General features: G+C 33.4%; 19 protein-coding genes, 2 pseudogenes and 1 other annotated feature. Of the genes and pseudogenes, 7 read left to right on the forward strand and 14 right to left on the reverse strand.

All coding sequences use genetic code 11. The features are described from left to right. Window positions 1-66: 66 nt before the first annotated feature. From LOK41_RS08620 to LOK41_RS08635, 4 genes are all read right to left on the reverse strand, one after another. On the reverse strand, window positions 67-2004 hold the full coding sequence (locus LOK41_RS08620) for an ABC transporter permease (RefSeq protein WP_241816104.1): 1938 nt from the start codon (window positions 2002-2004) through the stop codon (window positions 67-69). Continuing rightward, window positions 1979-2749, reverse strand: a complete 771-nt coding sequence (locus LOK41_RS08625) for an ABC transporter ATP-binding protein (protein ID WP_174099893.1) — start codon at window positions 2747-2749, stop codon at window positions 1979-1981. The genes LOK41_RS08620 and LOK41_RS08625 overlap by 26 nt, the downstream gene beginning before the upstream one ends. A 144-nt stretch (window positions 2750-2893) precedes the next feature. After that, a complete protein-coding gene (locus tag LOK41_RS08630) occupies window positions 2894-3877 on the reverse strand; it encodes a sensor histidine kinase (protein WP_241816105.1) in 984 nt (327 codons plus the stop codon). Next, window positions 3874-4581 carry a response regulator transcription factor gene (locus tag LOK41_RS08635; protein WP_241816106.1) on the reverse strand — a complete coding sequence of 236 codons (708 nt, stop codon included), beginning with the start codon at window positions 4579-4581 and terminating at the stop codon, window positions 3874-3876. The genes LOK41_RS08630 and LOK41_RS08635 overlap by 4 nt, the downstream gene beginning before the upstream one ends. 209 nt (window positions 4582-4790) lie before the next feature. Between LOK41_RS08635 and LOK41_RS08640 the strand changes: the two genes are divergently transcribed. From LOK41_RS08640 to LOK41_RS08650, 3 genes are all read left to right on the forward strand, one after another. Continuing rightward, complete coding sequence (locus tag LOK41_RS08640; RefSeq protein ID WP_241816107.1) at window positions 4791-5939, forward strand: DUF418 domain-containing protein; 1149 nt, start codon at window positions 4791-4793, stop codon at window positions 5937-5939. A gap of 101 nt (window positions 5940-6040) precedes the next feature. Continuing rightward, complete coding sequence (locus LOK41_RS08645; protein ID WP_241816108.1) at window positions 6041-7159, forward strand: sensor histidine kinase; 1119 nt, start codon at window positions 6041-6043, stop codon at window positions 7157-7159. A gap of 34 nt (window positions 7160-7193) precedes the next feature. Then, window positions 7194-7799, forward strand: coding sequence for a response regulator transcription factor (locus LOK41_RS08650; protein WP_241816109.1), 606 nt, complete (start codon window positions 7194-7196; stop codon window positions 7797-7799). 144 nt (window positions 7800-7943) lie between these two features. Here the strand turns inward: LOK41_RS08650 and lysS are convergent, their stop codons facing one another. Then, a complete protein-coding gene (gene lysS / locus LOK41_RS08655) occupies window positions 7944-9503 on the reverse strand; it encodes a lysine--tRNA ligase (protein ID WP_241816110.1) in 1560 nt (519 codons plus the stop codon). 83 nt (window positions 9504-9586) lie between these two features. Further along, window positions 9587-9843, reverse strand: a binding site (T-box leader). A 128-nt stretch (window positions 9844-9971) separates the two neighbouring features. Between lysS and LOK41_RS08660 the strand changes: the two are divergent. Beyond that, window positions 9972-10870: pseudogene (locus tag LOK41_RS08660) on the forward strand (SMP-30/gluconolactonase/LRE family protein). Then, window positions 10867-11571, forward strand: coding sequence for a class I SAM-dependent methyltransferase (locus LOK41_RS08665; RefSeq protein WP_241816111.1), 705 nt, complete (start codon window positions 10867-10869; stop codon window positions 11569-11571). The pseudogene LOK41_RS08660 and the gene LOK41_RS08665 overlap by 4 nt, the downstream one beginning before the upstream one ends. A gap of 74 nt (window positions 11572-11645) precedes the next feature. On the opposite strand, the gene LOK41_RS08670 is transcribed toward LOK41_RS08665, so the two are convergent. Next, entirely contained in the window at window positions 11646-11993 is a 348-nt protein-coding gene (locus tag LOK41_RS08670) for a hypothetical protein (protein WP_174099897.1), read from the reverse strand. A gap of 11 nt (window positions 11994-12004) precedes the next feature. Then, complete coding sequence (locus LOK41_RS08675) at window positions 12005-13174, reverse strand: ParM/StbA family protein (protein ID WP_241816112.1); 1170 nt, start codon at window positions 13172-13174, stop codon at window positions 12005-12007. Window positions 13175-13417: 243 nt separating this feature from the next. Between LOK41_RS08675 and LOK41_RS08680 the strand changes: the two genes are divergently transcribed. Continuing rightward, the gene (locus tag LOK41_RS08680) at window positions 13418-13837 is read left to right on the forward strand and encodes a hypothetical protein (RefSeq protein WP_241816113.1); all 420 of its coding nucleotides are present in this window, start codon (window positions 13418-13420) and stop codon (window positions 13835-13837) included. A gap of 278 nt (window positions 13838-14115) precedes the next feature. Here LOK41_RS08680 and LOK41_RS08685 read toward each other — a convergent pair. The 5 genes and pseudogenes from LOK41_RS08685 to sleB form a co-directional block, all read right to left on the reverse strand. Next, window positions 14116-14631, reverse strand: a pseudogene (locus tag LOK41_RS08685) (RNA-guided endonuclease TnpB family protein); the annotation flags it as partial. 66 nt (window positions 14632-14697) lie between these two features. Then, window positions 14698-15207: a GNAT family N-acetyltransferase gene (locus LOK41_RS08690; RefSeq protein ID WP_241816114.1), complete on the reverse strand. Its 510-nt coding sequence runs from the start codon at window positions 15205-15207 to the stop codon at window positions 14698-14700. A 154-nt stretch (window positions 15208-15361) separates the two neighbouring features. Then, window positions 15362-15958: a YhcN/YlaJ family sporulation lipoprotein gene (locus LOK41_RS08695; protein WP_241816115.1), complete on the reverse strand. Its 597-nt coding sequence runs from the start codon at window positions 15956-15958 to the stop codon at window positions 15362-15364. 26 nt (window positions 15959-15984) lie between these two features. Continuing rightward, entirely contained in the window at window positions 15985-17325 is a 1341-nt protein-coding gene (ypeB, locus tag LOK41_RS08700; protein WP_241816116.1) for a germination protein YpeB, read from the reverse strand. A gap of 15 nt (window positions 17326-17340) precedes the next feature. Then, window positions 17341-18096, reverse strand: a complete 756-nt coding sequence (sleB, locus tag LOK41_RS08705; RefSeq protein WP_174099903.1) for a spore cortex-lytic enzyme — start codon at window positions 18094-18096, stop codon at window positions 17341-17343. A gap of 144 nt (window positions 18097-18240) precedes the next feature. Here sleB and LOK41_RS08710 point away from each other — a divergent pair, with 144 nt between their 5' ends. Beyond that, window positions 18241-18573: a YqzG/YhdC family protein gene (locus LOK41_RS08710; protein ID WP_241816117.1), complete on the forward strand. Its 333-nt coding sequence runs from the start codon at window positions 18241-18243 to the stop codon at window positions 18571-18573. 334 nt (window positions 18574-18907) lie between these two features. On the opposite strand, the gene LOK41_RS08715 is transcribed toward LOK41_RS08710, so the two are convergent. Beyond that, complete coding sequence (locus tag LOK41_RS08715; protein WP_241816118.1) at window positions 18908-19633, reverse strand: nucleotidyltransferase domain-containing protein; 726 nt, start codon at window positions 19631-19633, stop codon at window positions 18908-18910. 493 nt (window positions 19634-20126) lie between these two features. Beyond that, a complete protein-coding gene (locus LOK41_RS08720; RefSeq protein WP_241816119.1) occupies window positions 20127-21035 on the reverse strand; it encodes a serine hydrolase domain-containing protein in 909 nt (302 codons plus the stop codon). Window positions 21036-21420 lie beyond the last annotated feature (385 nt).

Consider the following 21420-nt stretch of genomic DNA (forward strand, 5'->3'; position numbering starts at 1 on the left):
CAGATATAGGGTTTAAGGTGAAACTTCATTTCTCTATAATATAATCAAGCCCTAGTAATAGTACCTTTATTGATCCATTGTCTTATAAAGTTTTTGGAGGTAACGCCAACGAGTCATAAAGAAATATAAAATTTGTATACAGACAAATGATATTAAGATAATGATTGAACTGTTTAGAATAGAAAAATCAACCAATTGTTGTAGGGCGATATATGCAACTGAAGTATGAATTACCGCAATGATAATTGGTAAAAAGAACATAATTAACAGCTGCCTTGTTACAACCTTTTTTAATTCTCGCTTACTTAATCCCATCTTTGAAATCACTTTATATTGTTGTTGATCCCGGTCTAAATCTGTATATAAACGGAAATAAATAAAGCTCGCTGCAAATGTAAAAAAGACAATTCCCACTAAAACACTTGCCATAAGTAACAATCCGTTTGTTTGTTTCGCTTGTAACCACTGCAATGTTAAAGCTTCGAAATAAAAACTACGCTCTCCACTCTCTCTACCCAGTATGTTATTTAATTGATGTGAAATTTCCTTAGTTCTCATCCAATCATCTACAACAAATCCGTAAATACGCTCTTTAGAGAACGTGAAATCCTCACGAGCAATGAATGGAACTTTATCATATACTTGGTCTTGTACTGTAATTAAAGTGTTTCCTACCTCATGTGGTAGAACTAAGTTCTTAACAGCTTTCTTTACATGAAATGTTTTCATCCAATCCCCATGAATCACTTCAATTTTCTTTTTAAATTGGCTATTTTCAAACTCTTGTTTTTGCGCTATCCACCCTGGAACTAGCAAAATTTCATCTTCTCTATCAAGCGTTTCTTTTTGGTAGCCAAGAGCCTTCGCAAGATCATTATATTCACTTAATTTCATAACAGAAACATTGCTTTCCGTATATTTAGTAGAGGCAGAGCCCAGTCGATAAGCAATATTTGCCTCATTAAGATATTTCTTAATTACAGCAAGGTGCTCATTTTCCATCTTATTTTCTTCAAAACTCATATAGGTAAACGTATAGGGATTGGTCATTCTTGACAGTTCTTTATTTCCAAGTGCAGCAGTAGTTCCAATTGCGGTGAACGCGACTGCCGAAATGATAGACACAATAAAAAACATCGTTGCATTATCTTTCATTCGATATATTAGTTCTGAGAACGTCAATATATTTGTTTTCTTTAAAAATAAAGATTCTCGCTTTTTGGCAGCTTGCAACAGAAAAACACTGCATTGTGTATACAGAAAATAAGTACCGATTATAACCAATAACACACCTAATCCCAATAACGGAAAAGAGATAATTCTTCTAAAGTTAATATAAAGTACGATTCCATATCCAGAACTGATACTAACAAATGATAGAAGCGATAAAATAATAGAAGCTTTCGGTTCAGGTTTTGGTTTTTCTTCTGCTTGAATGAGTTCCACAAGCTCTGTTACTTTTATCATTTTAAAAGTAAACAGTGATACAATTAAAAATAAGAAAAGAAATGTAATAACAGTTAATAATACTGCTTGAGTTGGAATATAGAAAGGTAATCCCTTGTTTATCATTAAAATACTTGCACTAATAAGTAGTACTAATTTTGAAAATATAAGGCCGATCATAATACCTATTAAAATTGAACAAAAGCCAATTAACATATTTTCAATGAGCACTAACTTCTTTAACTGCCTCATCGACATTCCTTGCATCATTAAAATACCAAATTCTTTTTTACGTGTTTTTAAAAATGAGCTGACTGAATATAAGATAAAGAAAAATGAAAAAATAAAAATCAAACCTTGTGAGATTCTAAACCCGATTGTACCAAGTTCACTTATCGTTTCACTTGTCGATTTTAACTCACCAGTTAAATCAGGATGAAATAATAAAAGCGCATACGTAAAGAAAATCATAATAGAAAATGTACTGCTTAAAAAATGAACAGCGTACGTCCGTTTATTACGGAAAACATTATTAAATGCGAATTGACGAAAAGTCATGTCTTTTCCCTCCTAACAACGAGAGAACATCCATAATTTTTTGATAAAAAGCTTGTCTACTTTCACCGCAATAAATTTCATTATACAATTCACCGTCTTTAATAAAGATAACGCGACTACAATAACTTGCTGCATATGGATCATGAGTAACAAGCATCATGGTTGCACGTTCTTTCTTATTCAGTTCTTCTAACATACTCATCACATCATTCGAAGACTTAGAATCTAAATTTCCCGTAGGTTCATCCGCTAATAACAATTGTGGTTTATGAATGATTGCACGAGCAATTGCGGTTCGCTGTGCTTGACCACCTGAAATTTCATATGTTCTTTTATGCAAAATATCCAGAATGCCTAACTTTTCTGCAACTTCTTCTACCCGCTTATTCATTTCCTTTACAGCCACTCCATCTAACGTCATTGGCAACACAATATTTTCTTTTACGGTAAGTGTACTGAGAAGATTAAAAGACTGAAAAACAAATCCTAGCTGTTGTCGACGGAATAATGCTAGTTTTTCAGATGACAGCTGAAAAGGATTCATCCCATTTATTAAAATGTTTCCTGATGTTGGTGAATCAATCGTAGATACCATATTTAACAATGTTGTTTTCCCACTACCAGACGGACCCATAATACCAACAAACTCACCTTCTTGAATAGATAAATCAATATCAGCAAGAGCTTTATAAGGAACTTTCCCCTTATATACTTTACTAATTCCTTTCGCCTGCAATATTTCCATACCACATTCTCCCTTCATTTATTCTGCTTAGTTTAAAGTGTAAAGGAGTTATCTTACATCTCATATTGATTCGTCTTTCATTCACCTTACAACTATGTAAGATTTCTAAAAAAGCTGATGAAAAAGTCTATTTCATCAGCTTTTTTATGAAGTGTAAAAAATAATTCTTACAGTTGTACCTTTTCCAACTTCAGAATGTATTTCTACTTGATGACCTAACTGTTTCGCAATTTCATATACGAGGTATAATCCCATCCCAGTAGATTCTTTGAAATCTCTACCATTTTCTCCTGTAAAGAAAGGTTGAAACACACGTGGCATATCTTGTTTTGGTATGCCTACTCCAAAATCTCTTACTTCTAAGGTGACGGTCTTATCTACACTATATGCTTTTATTATAATTTTTTCTCTACTACCGGCTGAATACTTAATTGCATTAGATAAAATTTGACCAACTAAAAATCGAAGCCACTTCGCGTCACTTTCTACAACGATGTCTTTTTCTATTTTGACTTCTGGATATACAAAATTCCGAATAAAAAAGCGCTTATGTTCATGTATTGCTTCGTTTACTAAATTATATAATTGCACTCTTTCTACGTAGAAATCTTGTGTGAAAGTTTCTAGACGCGCAACATATAAAGCCATTTCTAACCCTTTTTTTAGTTTATCTGCTTCTTCGTTAATACTAACAAATCGAGGGTCAACTTCATCTTGTGTCATTAATTCAATAACAGATAAAGGTGTTTTCATTTGGTGAATCCATTGATTCATAAAAGTTAAATGTTCCTCATTTTTACGTTCCTGCACTTGTAATTGATTCTGATAATGACGATATTGTACTTCTAATAACTCATGCAGTGCAGTTGACAAAGGGAAGAAGTCAGATTTTTGTACAGATTCATCTAATGATTGCATCGGATTTGCTAACCTTTCATAAAAAGACTTATGAGTAAAATAGCGATATAATAAATAAGCAAGTAAAAAACATACTCCTAAAAACATTGCATAAAGCGCGGTGGTTACATGGCGATAGCCATCAAACCAATACACAAGAAAAATAGCGATGAGCTGAAAAGCTGTAAAACATAGAAGCGGGATATGTTCTCGTAGAAACAGTTTTATCATTTTCTCCCACCATTTTCCCATGTAATATGTAAACGATAGCCAACACTCCGAATTGTTTCAATCGCCTCTCGAATTCCTAATGCTTGGAGTTTTTTACGAACACGCGTTGTGTTGACGCTTAACGTATTATCATCAACGTAAGATTCACTATCCCAAAGCTTATTTAATAATACTTCCCTACTTACAACACGCGGATAATTTTTCATTAGCATCTCTAACAAAATCGCTTCATTTCTTGTTACATCAACTTCTTGACTGCGCAATTGTAATACTAAGCGCTCTGGAAATAAAGTAAGTCCTTGCTGCTCAATCATTCGCTCTTCTATTTTTGGTGCATAATCTCCATATGCGCGTCTTAGTTGACTACGAATTTTCGCCATTACAACTTCATAATGAAACGGCTTTGGTATATAATCATCCCCGCCATTTTCTAAAGCCATGACTTGATCCATCGTACCTTCACGAGCTGAGATAAATAAAATGGGACACGTAGAAACAGCGCGAATTTGCCTACACCAATAATAGCCATCAAAACTTGGTAAATTAATATCTAATAACACCAAGTCTGGTTTTGCTTGTAAAAAAATATCTAATACGCGTTGAAAATCGACGATAACAATTCCTTGATACCCATATTTTTCGATGTAAGAAGATAATAATTCTGCGATTTTAGGATCATCTTCCACAATCATAATTTTAACCATTTTTTCATTCCTTTCTTATAATCTCTACGTAAGCATATACTACCATATTTTTTCGTACTTATTTTTAAGAATTCATTGCATGACTATTTAAATACTTCATTTCTTCACCTATATGACAGGTGTCATTTCCTTTAACTGACACCTGTGCATATAAAAAATTCCTTTTTAAAGATACAATAATGACAAAATTATAAGAAAAGAGGAAAACAATGAGAAATAACAACAAAAGAATTCGTTTGCTTGATATATTAAGGGGTTTCGCTGTGTTAGGAACACTCGGTACAAACATTTGGATTTTTGCATATCTAGGAGATCTTTCTTATATTTTTACGTTTGATCATGCAATTTGGTGGGCGTCACTTAATGATTTCATTCGGCTTTTCTTCTTATTTTTAGTAAACGGGAAACTTCTTGGTTTATTAACAATCATGTTTGGTGTAGGACTTGAATTGAAATATCAACAATCTTTACGAAAAGGCAATACATGGCCTGGTGTTTACCTATGGACTTCTTTTCTACTTTTATTAGAAGGTTTCATTCATTTCACTCTTGTTATGGAATATGATATTTTAATGAGCTATGGAATAACCGCAATGATTGTTGCTTTTATTATTAAACGTGGTGATAAATGGATTCATCGAGCTATGAAGATAATAGGTATCTTTCATGGAACTGTTATGCTTTTGATTCTTGCTATATTTATGTATTTAAAATTTACAGGAATCAACATTTCATTAGATAGCGCTAATGAAGTTGTAGCACTTTATAGCAATGGAACTTGGTTCGAACAAATTCACTATCGACTAACAAACTTTATTTTGAATCGAATAGAAGTCATTTTTGTTATCCCAATGAATATTTTTCTTTTCTTATTAGGAATACGTCTTATGCGTGCTGGAGCCTTTTCTCCTGATGAAAATGGGAAAAGAATTCGTACAAAAATGCTAAAAATCGGAATTGTGATTGGTGTCCCTCTCAATCTGTTAATCTTTATTCCGGGCGGTATTTTTGATTTACCAGTTCGCTATTTATTTGCACCTTTCTTTTCTATTTTGTATATTGCATTGATTGCTAAAATGATAGAAGGATTTGAAGACTTTTGGCTATGGCAGCGCCTTGAAAACGTAGGAAAAATGTCTCTTAGCTGTTATGTTCTTCAAAACATCCTCTCTTCTATACTCTTTTACGGTTGGGGCTTCGGCTTTGGCGGGAAAGTGAATTCATTATCGATTGTCTTTATTTGGCTCTGCATCTGCCTATTTGAAATTTACTTTGCAACATTTTGGCTAGCTAGATTTAAATTTGGTCCAATGGAGGCCGCTCGAAGATACACAGCTGGTTTAATGAAAGATTCTTAGTGGGATTTCACTAAGAATCCTCCTTTCACGTTCTTGTGAGCTTTAACCTGAAATAGGACTTATTACAAGGCCTTATTCCCTCTTTGTAGGAGGATTGTGGAATGTTAAAGAAAATTTATCCACACGATCAAATCGAAAAGTACTTATACTTAGATGTTATTTTTATTGTCCTTTTAATTTACAATGTAATTCGAGCAGAAACGAGCGTTAACTTATTCTTAAAAATTGTTCTTTTACTGCTCGTTTTATTATCTTTTTATTTCGAATTGTGGTATAGAGATTGGCGTCTTCTCCTTTCCAGTTTATGTAGCTGCGTATTATTTGCACTACTTGCAATACTCATCGAATCATGGCTACTTTTATATGGTTTTATCATCGGAAATTTATTAGGAAGAGCCCAATCTAAATTGTATGTCGGCATCGGTACAGTCGGTATCGCAATGATGTTTTTTCTAGTTAGTTGGTATACCTTTGGTTACCCTTTTTACATATTAAAAACTTCATTTCTTCTTGCTTTTATTCTTCAACTTGTACAGCCAATTGTCATCCATATTCGTGAAAAAGCGAAGTCTTTACAGAAAGAGCTGAGCGTCGCAAACTCTCAAATTGAAAGATATATTCAAGAAGAAGAAAGACACCGCATCGCAAGAGACCTTCATGATACACTCGGACAAACATTAACAATGATTAAACTGAAAAGTGAACTGACAATACGATTAATAGAAAAGGATCCACTCCAAGCAAAACAAGAATTAAATGATATTTTAGATACATCACGTTTTGCATTAAAACAAGTACGTGAACTTGTTACTGATATGAAATACATATCAATAGAAAGTGAATTAGCTCATGTACAAGAGCTATTACATACAGCTGGCATCCGGTTCACTATGAAAACAGCTGGAAATGCACCTTTGCTTTCAAATGTTGCAGAGACAATGATTGCTCTCTCTATAAGAGAAGCCGTCACAAACATTTTAAGACATAGTCAAGCAAAACAATGCACAATTATTCAAGAAACAGACGGAAAATGGCATCAAATCAAAATAAGTGATGACGGAATTGGTTTCCAACATGATTCGCTTGGTTTTGGGATTCAATCCATTCAAGAGCGAATGAAGATATTGCAAGGCAACGTAGATATACATACATTACGAAACAACGGGACAACAATCCTATTGAAAATACCGATTTCAGCAAATATAAGAAAAATAAATTAGCTTTGTAAATTGAGAAAAGAAAGGCGGAAGTGAAATGATTCGTATCGTAATTGCGGAAGATCAAAAGATGCTTCGCGGAGCACTCGTTTCTTTATTAAAGCTAGAAGATGATATCGAAGTAATCGCAGAAGTTTCAAATGGACAAGATGCCTGGGATATTATTTTGGGTCAACAACCTGATGTATGCCTTCTTGATATTGAAATCCCAGACATTACTGGACTAGAAATTGCCGACAAATTAAGAACTATAGGACACCCTTGTAAAATAATGATCGTTACAACTTTTGCTCGTCCAGGATATTTACAAAAAGCGATGGACGCAAAAGTAGAAGCATATTTATTAAAGGACGAACCGATTGACTTTCTTATTGAATCTATTCGTAAAGTAATGAACGGAGAACGTCTAGTGAGTACAGACTTAGCTGCTACATTGTTTTTAAAAGAAGATAACCCACTAACTGACCGTGAAGCAGAAATACTCCGTATGGTTAAAAACGGAATGACAACGAGAGAAATCGGCAGAACATTGTATTTAACAAACGGGACTGTTAGAAACTATCTATCATCCGCTATGCAAAAACTTGAAGCGGAATCAAGGTTTCAAGCTATCCGTATTGCTGATGAAAAAGGATGGATATGATGTAAGATGTAGTGTAGAAAAAGGGATGCTTTTACATCCCCTTTCCTCTCTTTTAAAATATAGTATAAAATGTTTTGTATGTTATTAATCACCTCATACATAGTTTAATACCATAATTTTCACTTAAGGTAGTCCCTATCCTAATTACTTACAAAAATCTAATAATGAAACAACTTTTTCAACGCCTATTACATCTATAAGTAGTGGTATTCGTGGACCGCTTGGATGATCAATAACAAGTCTATAAATGATTCTAAAAAGTAATTTTTGATTCTCTTTCATTATCTTTTTATTTTCATTCTGACAAATTGCATATATTTGTTCCATTAAATTTGAACTATCTGCATTCATACGAATCAGTTCACAAACTTCTAAAACCCATTTTCTCTGTTCATCTTCTAATGTTTCGTAAAACTTCCAATTTTTCCCTCGATTTACTTCGATCAGTTTTTGAGGCTGTAAATTTCGAATCCAGTGTTCTACACGGTTACTTATTTTCATGATGTCAATCAAGTTATAGTCTTCATCCGTTTTTACTAATACTTCCTGTAAAATTTGATTATCAAAATTCACTAATGGTAAGATACCTGCTACTTGATTAAACTTTGGTAGTTTAACTTTTTCAGTATTCGTTCTTGAAAGTTTCAATGCATCACATAAATCTTCATTATTTAACATTTTGTTTTGATAGCTTTCCGTATATCTTTCATACTCTGTATAATTTCGAATTACATCTTCATCCATACCAATATGAAACGCTGCATTTGGTTTATATTTTGAAAACATAAATAGAATGACCTCTGATAAATATACATTTAATAACTTACTCGGGGTAATAATGTTCCCAGTGGAACTAGACATTTTTTGATTATCCCCTTTTATTCTAATGAAATCGTAGGCAACATAATTCGGTGCCTCATAATGAAAAATTTTACTAGCTATCTCCTTTGAAACATTGTAGCTACCCGTTTCAGCTGAATGATCTCTACCTCCCGGCTCAAAAATCACATCTTCCACCATCCACCTCATCGGCCAATCAATTTTCCATTTTAATTTCAGAAGATTCGTTTGCATTACTGCTAATGTATTATACTTTCCACATTCACACTCATATTGGATTGTTTCCGATATTTCATCAAAATTTGTTATTTTCGTTGAATCTTTCTCGCATCGCTCGCAATATAGCGTAATTGGATAAAAATTCTCTCGCTCTTCTTCAGTTGGTTCACTCGTTTTAAATTTTATTAATACATCATAGATTTCTTTTCTTCGTTTTAATGCCTGGAGTATATGTTGATTATATCGACCCATTCTATATTCTTGATGCTGATAAATAAACTCTACTTCAATACCAAAAGTTTCTAATGATTTTTCAAATTCTTTTTCAAAATGCTCTGCATATGATTTGTGGCAACCATAAGGATCTGGAATATCACAGTATGGCATGCCTATATATTCCTCGAATGATGGATCAATATTTTTAGGAACTTTTCTAAAGCGGTCATATTCATCCCATGAAAATATAAATCTTGTTTTTTTTCCTAAATCTTGAAGTGCTCTTACAACAAAGTAAGTGGTTATAACTTCTCGAAAGTTTCCTATATGAACAGATCCAGAAGGCCTAATTCCAGATGCACATACAAACATTTCTTTATTTGGGTGTTTTCGAATCAGTTCATGCGCTATTTGATACGCCCAATGCATATAATTCACCTCAGTATAAATTTTTTGTTTATCAATTTCTTTTTAAATACAATAAAACAACTCCCACCCCCAAGATTATTCATCTTGAGGACGAGAGTTGTTCACTTCGTGGTACCACCTCAGTTTATTAATATGTCACCATATTAATCTCTTCAGGTACGGCAAAATGTGCTTATACCCTATCTCTATAACGGGAGAACCCGTCGCATCATCCCTAAACAAGTTAGTTCCATGCGCAGCTCCAAGTCTTTTTTCATTAAGATTCTTACTCCTCCTTCTCAGCTACCGGAGTTCTCTGTATGCAATCATTCTTAACTACTCTTCTCTTCATTGCTATTTTTGTTATTAGTTATTTTCCATATAATAATTTACAATGTTATGATTGTAAATTTTTTCCGTACTAAAAGGTTTTGTCACCATTTTCAGCGAAATTTTATAAGTTAGTCTTTTAGAAAGGAGAAAAATACATTGTTAGGAAAATTAGAATTAGTTATTGATGCTAAAACGAGTTTAGGAGAAGGTCCTTGTTGGGATGAACAGAAACACCTGCTATACTGGGTTGATATTCTAGAAAAAAGTTGTTTATATATAATCCTATTACAAATATAAATCGTGAAATTTCATTTGACCAACAAATTGGATGCGTCATTCCAGATGCATCTGGCGGAGTTATATTAGCAATGGAGCGTGGTTTTCATTCTCTTAATCTGGAAACAAAGGAACTAAAGCTTATTTATGACCCAGAACCTCATTTACCAGAAAATCGCTTTAACGATGGAAAGTGTGATCCTGCTGGACGTTTCTGGGCTGGAACTACAGATTTCTATGGTATTAATGGAGCTGGTTCTCTCTACTGTTTAGATACTAATTTTAATGTGAAAAAGAAATTGAAAAACGTTAATACATCAAATGGCTTAGCATGGTCACCTGACCATACATATCTTTACTTCATTGATACCCCTACAAAAAAGGTAGTTCGATTTAAATATGACCTACATACTGGAAAAATATACAATCCAACTGATATAATATTTATACCTGATGGTGATGGACTACCAGATGGCATGACAATTGATGAAGAAGGTTGTTTGTGGATTGCGCATTGGGGCGGAGCTAAAGTCACAAGATGGAATCCAATGACTGGCGAAAAAATTTTAACAGTCCCTGTTCCGGCAATGAATGTAACTTCCTGTACTTTTGGAGGACCAGACTTAACAGAATTATATATTACAACCGCTAGAACAAGAATGAATCCCAATCAATTAGAAGTTTATCCAAATGCTGGTGGTGTATTCCGAATAAAAACACAAATTAAAGGCTGCCCAACCTATCCGTTTAATTATAAGAAATCGCAGGTGAAAAAATGAATCAAATAGCGTACATTAGACAAGAAGAAAAAAAGTATCATGACCTTTGTTATGAACAATATAAATTGTTCGAGGCTGGCTCTTGGCTTTACAAACCAGTAAAAACAGTAATGGATATGATGAGTTATTTTGAAAACAAAGCTCAAGTGAAAGTACTCGATCTCGGTTCTGGCGTCGGAAGAAATAGTATTCCAATCGCACAAAAGATACTCGATAATGGTGGGAGAGTTACATGTGTCGATTTACTAGACTCTGCATTAACAAAGTTAAAAGAAAATAGTGAAGAACACCGTGTACTTGACGCAATCGAAATAATAAAAATAGAAATTGAAAATTATGATATCCAGCCTGAAAGTTATGATTACATTGTTGCGGTGTCGAGCTTAGAACACGTCCAGTCAAAAGAAGCCTTTGAAAAAGTACTCTTATCAATGAAACATGGGACAAAACATAATGGCGTCAATTGTCTCATTGTAAATACTAATCTTCAAGAAATCGATTTAGCAACGAATGAAGAACTAGACGCATTAATAGAAATAAATCTTTCTACTGAAATCGTGCTGAATACACTTAAAAATATGTATAAGGGATGGAAAGAAATCCATATAGGAGTTAAAAATTTAACATATAACATCATGCGTAACAATAAATCAATTCAGCTAAAAACAAATGCGGTAACTTTTGTTGTTCAAAACGTGTAACCTGCAAAATCAAAAAAGGCCTTCCACTTAATCCATATGTACAGTGAAAGGCCTTAAATATTCTTTCATATGTGTTAAAAAAAAGGACAATCTATTTCATCAGTAAATGCCCAAGGTTTATTTTCTACACGTTCAGTAGACTCTTTCTTTCTCGTGGTTACATTTTTGGTTACATTTTTAAAAGGATTTACTTCAATTTTAAACATAGAAGTAGGTTCAATGTAAACGGAAAAAACATGGCTGCTTGGTAACGTTTTTGATACATCAATATCCCCTACTTGTTTAAATAGTTGCTGCACACCGTATAAAAAAAAGTTTGTTACATCAGATTGCTTATTAATCCAAGTAATCATTTCAGGAGATACAGATTTATTTAAATATATTTTTACCCGATCACCACATTTATACTTCTTACGCCGCATACTCACACCAACTAACTAATTGTTAGATTCGTAAACCCTAATTCTTTTTGTTTATATTCTCTATACCGTGGTGAACATGTGTAAACTAATAATCCGCGTGCATTTGTAAATAAAGGGTTTTCTACAAATATTACATTTTTCAAACGGCCTTTTTGTTTTAAAATAAGTTCTAAGCTATTTTTGATGATAACCGCTCCACCACCATAAATAAATACATATGGATCATCTTTCATATCATCAATTTTATTAATAATGTCCGTTGCAACTCGTGCAGCCAATCCTAGAAATGCTTGTTGTGACTCTTCTACTAGCATTGCATGCCTTGGGTGTTTCTCATTTAAATAAATTTGATTAAACTCTGTAATACTATCTATCGTTTTTGTCGGATGCTTCCGATTCCATCTTGTAATAATCTGCAATAGAGTTTCTTTCACTCCATAGGATAACCCTTTACTTAATTGAGGTCTAAAATTCACTCCAAATGAAACTACTTCTTCAGTTGTGCCAGCACCTATATCAAAAGATAATAATGTTTTGTCGACAAAATCAATCTCAGTTGTTTTATTTTTTTCACCTTCTACTTTATGCTTTAAGACATTACCATCTTCATCATATACGATTCCCCAAGTTCCAGATGCTCCTTCAGGTAAACATTTACAGTACTCAATGGAGACATTTATCATTACATCTCTTCCATTTGGATAATGAAAGATAACTTTATGATTTCCCATATAACGTTTCGCATTTTCTGCCGCTACTTCTTGCGTAATAATTTGCATTGGAAGAGCAACTGATAAATCGTAGCGAATATTAATATGATCTAATTTTGGACTATGACGCATAGCACCAATTGCTAAACCTGATAAAATCGTTAGAACCATTAAGTCATCTGTAGATTTATCAGACTTCTTCTCTACTTCTGTCCCTTTTAACTGATCATTGATAACCTTTTGCCCAACAACGTAACGTACATTATTTAACATGAGAGATGGTGAATTTATCGTTACATCAATATGATTTTCTACTTCAGTTATCGGTACATCTTCTTCATCCAATAAACCTGTCGTCTCCCCAATATATAGTGAATATATACTTGGAATGTAAATCGGATTTTGGCCTTTTACCATTAATTTTAAACCATTATTTCCAGCGTCTGCACCCGCTTTTAAAAGTATGGACATATTTACCCCCCAATTTAATCTGACATCCCTTCCCAATATATGCGATTCATCACTTTTACATTCAAACCAAATAAAAATCTTTTCATTTTTGTTTTTTTATATTTGTCCCTAAAATGAGAAATCAATTGTAAAGTTTTATAGGATTATCTATTTATGTAAAATATGTTTGACATTAATCTCTACCATTTTTATACTATTAATTGTAAAGAGTTTTTTACAATTAGCTGTAAAGGAGGAACTATATTGAATCAGAAGAAGTTTATTTTTCTAATTTCTCTACTATCATTACTCGCCGTACTCATATATGAGACGTACAAATATGTAACTGACGGAACGATGTTAGGGAGTACCATTTTTTTTGGTTCTTTAGCATTTAGTTATTTACTCAATCACATCACTTGGGGAGATCCAAACGGTGTGTCAGAAGAAAGTCAAGATGAAATGGGACAACACATTACATATAAAAGTTTCAAAATTGGGTATTTTGTATTAGTTGTTATTATGTTTATTTTATTAATTTGGTCAGAAGGATTTTCTGCCTTATACTCACTTGACAATGTTCAAAACCTTCCTTTGTTTATTGCACTTTGTTCTTCATTCATTGTCATTCCACTTCTAGAGTTCATTGTTTCAAAACGATATGTATCAAGAAATATATCATAAGAGAAGGCATTCCTTTACTTAGGAACGCCTTCTCTTTCTTTTTCATACTTTCGACAAACTCGTTCTAATTCTTCTAACATGTCGTCAACTAACCCACCACTTATCCGACCTTGCGATCTGATTGAAGTGGGGGCTTGTGTCTGTCTGATATAGACATTGCTTCTGCCCTCACAGATAGCAATTACACTTGTTCCTACCCAGTAGTACTAACGAGCAATACTCTCCTACTTTAGTGTGGTGGAACATAAGGACGGTTGACTTCGCCCCTACCACAAGAGCTATACTTCTGTGGTAACTACACCAATATGTTCAATTCCTTTACGGTGTAGATTCATAGCGCCAATACGGTCATCATTTGATTGGTATTGGCAATTTTCACACTTAAAAGTGTGTAGTTTTTTATTGCGATTCGTTTTCTCAATGTGTCCACATTTAGGACAAGTTTGAGAAGTGTACTTTGGGTCTACGACAATCACTTTCTGTCCATTCAGTTCAGCTTTATATTCAAGCATTTGGCGGAACTGGTAGAAAGCCCAAGACACAGAGACATAACGGTTTTTTACCCGTACTTTTTCAGTTGTAGAACGAATACCTGTCAAATCTTCTAAAACAAACATCGTACCTCTAGGGTGTTTATCAACGAGTGCCTTTGTAATTTGATGGTTTACATCGGTTACATAACGGTTTTCTCTTGAACCTATTTGTTTTAGTTTCTTACGGGCGGATGGTGTTTGTCGAATTTGTAACTGTTTACGAGTAGCTTTTGTATATGTACTTGTTAAATTATTAAGGTGATAAATAATTTGCTGCAAGATGTGAAGTTGTTTTTGATTTGAAGTAATCTTTTTTACTATAATTATTTACTTTTCTAATGATAGGTATAAAATCAGTTGCCTTCCAATTGGTCCCATTTTTCTTTGGCCTCTATCTTCAAAACCTACTTTGAAATACAACTTTTGAGCAGGAATATTCCGTTCGTTTACAGCTAGTACAATTTCATTTTTATCTGGAAAATAAGATGAGACAAAGTCATGTAATAATGTCAATCCTTTTTTTGCATATCCTTTCCCTTGTTCTGCATAATTGATAGAAAAGGCCACTAAAAGTAAAGCATTCGGATTATCTGTGTATTCAGCTACCCGCGCTCCTGATTGCAATGCAAAAATTCCTACTGGTATATGATTCGCTAAAATGACAACAATATTTCGAGTCATATCTTTTTTAGCTTTTTCAAGCAAATCACTCGGGTTTGCTGTAAACTGGATTTGTTCACTAGGTAAAGTAAATGCTTCTATGATTTTTTTATATTTTTCATCATATAGAATTAGCTGAATCTCTTCTGTTTGTAAATTCACTTTCATTTCCCCCATCTCTTTGCGATTATTTCCAAGTGATTGGATAGAACTTTAGGAATTATCAAATTTCAATCCTATTATTATCATTAAAACATATACTCACCTTTAAATAAACTGAATATTGATAGATAAGAAAACATCTCGTACCATATAGCACGAGATGTTTTTCTTATCTGTTAAGATGATTATTCGATTGATCATTTTGTTCTTTTCTTAATTCATTCTCTTCATCTTTTGGTAATTGTTTATCATTCGCTTTAATCGGATTTGTTTCTTTATTTTCTATCATGTCATTTGGTACTTGCGGCATAACACGTCCCACAATGGCAGCAAGCTCATCAAGAATTCCTTCTCCTGCTTTCCCGTGTCTAATTTGATTACCCATTTGTTTTAATCGTTCATACGTATCAACATCGGCTACAACTACTGCATTTGCACCATTTGGATCATGTTTTAGACTTTCAGCAACAGCATACTTGATTGATTCTACTCGGGAGCGATCCAATTTTGCTTTTACATCTATCCCAACGACTGCGTATTTTCCTACAACTACCGCTGTCGCATCTCTCACGCCTGGTATACTAGCAGCTAAAGATGCTAAATGATCTGCTACCTTTTCATTTGGCCTGTTTTGATCTGTTCTATAATTAACGTTTCTCATAGAAATATTTTTTTGCTCTGATTTTTCTTGTGCATTATCTTGCTTTCCAACGCTACACCCAGTAATAGCAAAACAAATCATAAGCATGTATATAAGAAGTTTCATTATTCTCACCACTTTATCATTGATGTTTAATCATAAACCTTTTCTACAGCCTGCATCTTTTGCACTTTTTCTTCTGTTCCATCATTTGCATTAATAAAAATTTGATACGTATCTTTTCCTAATGTACCAACAAATTCATAACACAGTACTTCTTTATGCACATCATTTACAACAAGCGCTTGACGTTCTTCCATCACTTTTACATCTGGATTGATTTTCTTTCTTGCATCAGCAGCTGTTAATTTTGCGGCCGGAATAGTCCGTTTTTGGTGTGATGCTAAATAGTCCTTTGCGGAAAAACCAACAATTGATCCATCATCTAAAGCGATTTTCATTTGAATTGCTTTTGGGTAAATGCGCACATTATTTTCATTAACAACGTACGTAAACACACCAATATTATCGTATTGTGAACTATCATAAAGCTCCATATTGGTGAACTTATGGTCCTTTAAGAAAGTCAATCCTTTATTTCCTGCGTCATTCAAACTAATTTTTTGTTCCTTAATCTCACGGTTATTCATTACCCAAATTGGATATCCACCTTTTTCGGTAATATCCATATAAAATTCATTTTTTGTTGCAGGATCTTGAATTTTCACACTGTAAAAAGATTCTTTCGCACCTTTTCCACTTTTCTCAACTTCTACTTTTTCATTTCCTTTTAAATTTAAAAACGTTTTTGCGATTTTTGCCGCTTCATCTTTTGAAATAGCTTTACCCGTTGCTTCAAATCCGCCTTTTTTAGCTTTTTGCATACTTGTAAAAGTCGGCCCAAAATTATTTGACGAATAGGATGCGACGTTCTTTTCAACTGTTTTGAGCCCATCAATAATTGTGTTATCTGCTGGATCTTTATTTGATGCAAGCGCAAGTTCTACATCCATCCAACGCAAATTATTTTTTAAAACAAGATGTTGCACTTTCCGAAGCTCGTCTTGAATATCCCTTGCATTTGAATATAAATTTTGCAATGATTTGTATTCTTGATCATTTAAAGGCTCTTTCTCTAAATCACGAATTGCAGTGCGATAACTAAAATCGCCAATATTCGCTAGAAATTCCTCCGTTTTATTAAACGGCATTAATGTTAAAGGAAGTTGCCCTACATCAGAACGAGCTTCCGATGTTAAACGCCATACATCTGCTAATGCCGGTGATAAAGATGTGCGCGAATTCATTGCGAGTGTCGTTCCAATTTTATCGTGCAGTAAATCGACCTCATATGCTAAATCATGAAATGCACGCTGATAACTGTTTTCAGCTCGAATCAATACCGCATTTTTTTCTTGGTGTTCTTTATACCCCCAATATCCTGTTCCAACTACACCGATTGTTAACAATACAATTACGATACCTCTTAACATGTCTTCACCTCCGCTCTATTTACAGAAAATATGTTTGCCGATTTTTTTAATTTGTGGTCGAGTCCAAATCCATTTACTCGTTGCCGTATCTGGATTGAAATAATACAGTGCATTTCCGGTAGGATCCCAGCCATTAATCGCATCTAATACAGCTTTTTTCGCCGTTTCATTTGGCGTTAAGTAAATTTGTCCATCAGCAACTGCTGTAAATGCACGTGGTTCAAAAATCACCCCAGAAACTGTATTCGGGAATGATGCACTTGTCACGCGATTCAAAATAACTGCCGCAACTGCTACTTGGCCTAAATATGGTTCACCACGTGATTCGCCATAAACTGCATTCGCCATTAATTGAATATCATTTTGCGAGTAACCATTTGGTACATTTGTACCTTTATTCTGGGCTGGTTTTTTACCTTGTCCACCCGTCTGTCCTTTATTGGCAGTCGATTTCTCATACTTTGTCGCTTTTACAAGCATCTGTTTCGTCTTAGCACCCGCTAAGCCATCTACAGGTAAACCAAACTTTTGTTGAAAGTTTCTTAGTGCCCAATATGTACCCCAGCCAAATACACCATCCACTTTCCCTTTATAAAATCCGTTATATTTCAAACGAGACTGTAATTCAATAACATCCTCCCCAGAGGCACCTCTTTGAATCACTTGATTAGAGAAAGCTTGGACATTTCTCATTTGCCCACTACTAACAATTACAGATATACCGATTAATACAAACAAAATCAGTATTTTAAAAATAACTGTATGACGCATATGTTCCCTCCTTATTTTCAGTAATGATTTCATGGTTATGTTTTGTAAATAAAATACTTTTATGTAAAGAAGACAAAAAAATCCAAACTTATATGATATAGGCTGCATGTACACAATAAGAAAAACGAATAAAAGGAGGTCATTATGAAGCGTATTTTTGCATGTTTCATCTTAGGAATTGTATTTCTTACAGCATATTGCAATACATATACCCATTCCTCTGTCGTTTACGCACAACCACCATATGCTAAATGGGGAAAACTTGCTGTAGAAAAAACGAAAGAAAAATATCCAAAAGCGCAAATTATTGATTACCTTCATATTGGAAGGAAGCCGAAGACAGTGAACATAACGACTGAAAAATTCAAATTATGGCTTCGTGAAGATGGAAAAGAGTATGGGGTTTTTGTCGATGTGGAATTTGATACAAAAACGGAGAAGTTTTTGAAGATTACCTTTCAAAAAAGCAGTAGATAAAGTTCAACTAAACAAGCTTCTCCAGATTTTTATTTTCTCACCTATCTTCTGTTATTACTTTGATTCTTAACATTAAAATTTTACTGTCAGCGAATAGCGGGATAAAAAAAGAGGAAATCATCTCGATTCCCTCTTTTTTTATTACTATTTAACTTTTATTTTACGACCTGCAAAGTTTTTACATAATCATCTCTTTTCTCAAAATTTCTTTCGCTCTTTAGCTGATAATACGTAGGCGTCAAATAAAGCAGTGCGCCTTTTTATAAAAACTGAACACACCAATTTGATTATTTGGAATGCGCTAAAAATACTTTTTGTTGAACTTACGCATCCGTTAACTCAATAAAGAATGGTCTATTTGCTGTTCTAAATTAAATAGAACCCACTCAATAATTAAAATTGCTGAATGAATACGTTCAGTCGTACTACCTAAGAACACTTTATTAAGCAAATCATCTAAATGAGTGGGTTTATTAGATAATTCTTTAATATGTACCAGAACAGATCCAGAAGGAGGTATTGGTTTGTTGTTTATAACCCATATCCCCTCTAACATTACCCAAGTTGATGTGTTCAATATATACGAAGCTTTTAATACATCATTTACTTTCAGGGCAGCATTGATCTTAATGAGTGAACTATTTAACCAATGAGAAATGCCTTTTATTTTATTTTCAGAGATATAATAAGCATTATATTTTTGTTGAGCTATCCCCATTAATTGCTTCAGAAACCCTTTATTATCAAATAAAATTTTACCATCTAAAAAAGAGTATAGTTCCATTGGATTCTTATCAAAGTTTAATTGGACTTGATTAAAATCTGCATATTTATATTCAATTAAAATATTTCCTTTAATCTCAGAATGGAATTTTTTGTTATATCCATTTTCTAAAAGAAAATATAAATCTAAATCGGAATCGGGATAAGCATCTCCTCTTGCAACAGAACCTATAAGCATTAATCCAATAATTTCATCTTTAGCCATAGAATCATTTAAGATTGTTCGGACTAATTTTTTATGGTGTTCATAATTAATAAATGAAAGGTTTTCTATCATTTTAACCCTCCGAATTTAATTTTGTTTAATAAGACGTTCGCCCTCTCTTCTTAAATAAACCTGTACTTTTTCTGATATGTCACAAGATGTTAAACATAGTAACAGAACAAGTAGACTACACATAATATTTATTTTTGTTATATTTCATCTTCTTTTTATTGTTAATTTATAATACGAAAATATTACAAACTAATAAACAAAAATAAAATTCTAACGAAGTAAACCTTAACCAGCAAATGAACTATTTCTTTTTAGTTATACCATTACAACTTTCATATGGATTTCTTCCCCCATTCTTCTTATAACAAACATACTGAACAGCATTTTCACACTGTTTCCGATCTATTTCTTTAAAATTGAATTGCTTTCTTTTCTCATTTCTTTTGATACACATAGTTTTTGAATCTAAAGCAATAAAAAAATATGGTGGATTCCCCTCATACATCTCCCCTTTTACTACCATTTAACTTTACATCAACATAAAAACAAGAGTTTATGAAAACTCTTGTAAATACTCTATAAATAATTTAAGCGGTACTAATCCACGCTTTGGCATTTGACTACTTATTACTGTCACAAGCTCTAACTGCGGGATAATGATAATATATTGCCCACCATATCCCATAGCAAAATACATACAATACGGTATGTGAAATCTTTCGTGATCTACTATCCACCAATGGTATCCATATGCTCCTACATGCTCATATGTCATAAAATGAGCTTTGCTGGACTCTTCAATCCATCTTGATGAAATGATTCTCTCTCCATTCCAATACCCATTTTGTAAACATAACAGCCCGATTTTTAACAAATCTTCCGCTTTCATTTTCATACCAAATCCACCTACATAAATACCTTGTGGATCCTGTTGCCATTCATACTCAGTAATTTGCAACGGATGAAATAAATGTTCTCTTGCAAATTGCTCTGTTGTCTTTCCAGTTGCTACTTGTAATATATAACTTAACAAATGTGATGAGCCTGAATTATAATTCATTTTTGTACCCATTTGTTCTATTAAAGGCTTCTGCAAAATATACTTTATCCAATCTTCAGATTCAACAAAGTCATTTGGGAATACAACGCCATTTCCAAACTCTTTCCACTCTTCACCAGTTGTCATCGTCAACAAGTGGTACAAAGTTAATTCTTTCTTTTCTTTCGGTACATTCGGAATCCATTTTTCTATGGGCGTATGTATATCATTTATATACTCTTTGTCGATCGCTATACCAATTAACATCGATACAATGCTTTTCGTAATAGAATTCACTTTGTATAAATTTTGAGCACACTCTGGTGTTTTATAATACTTAGTCGTTAATTCTCCATGCTGATACACAAGGAATGCGTTCACTTTCTTTTTCATAAACGTATGTTCTAACTTGTAAAAATCCAATATGTATTCCTCCAACTATATACTGGTCTTGTCTGTTTTTACTATTCTACTCAAATCCAATAAATATTTCTATTACTATACACTTTCTACAAAGGAAGACCTAAAACATCATTCGAAAAACGAATCGTTTCTGATGATAGGTACTGCTTTTCAGAACAATAGGGGGTAGCGTCAGGAAAATGCGGATTTACAACGTTAAAGAAATTATATTATTATAAAGCAACCTATAGTTTAAGTGATAGCATTCACAAATTTATATAAAAAGTCGATTTCCACATTTGGAAAGTCGACCATATTGATGTATTGAGTGAAGTTGGATCGGTAACTATCATTTTTAAGTATGCACCACCGATAAAGTTGGCTTCAACTTTTGTCCAAATGGAAA

The organism is Bacillus sp. TL12 (genome assembly GCF_022625245.1).
In the GTDB taxonomy this organism is placed as follows: Bacteria; Bacillota; Bacilli; order Bacillales; family Bacillaceae_G; genus Bacillus_A.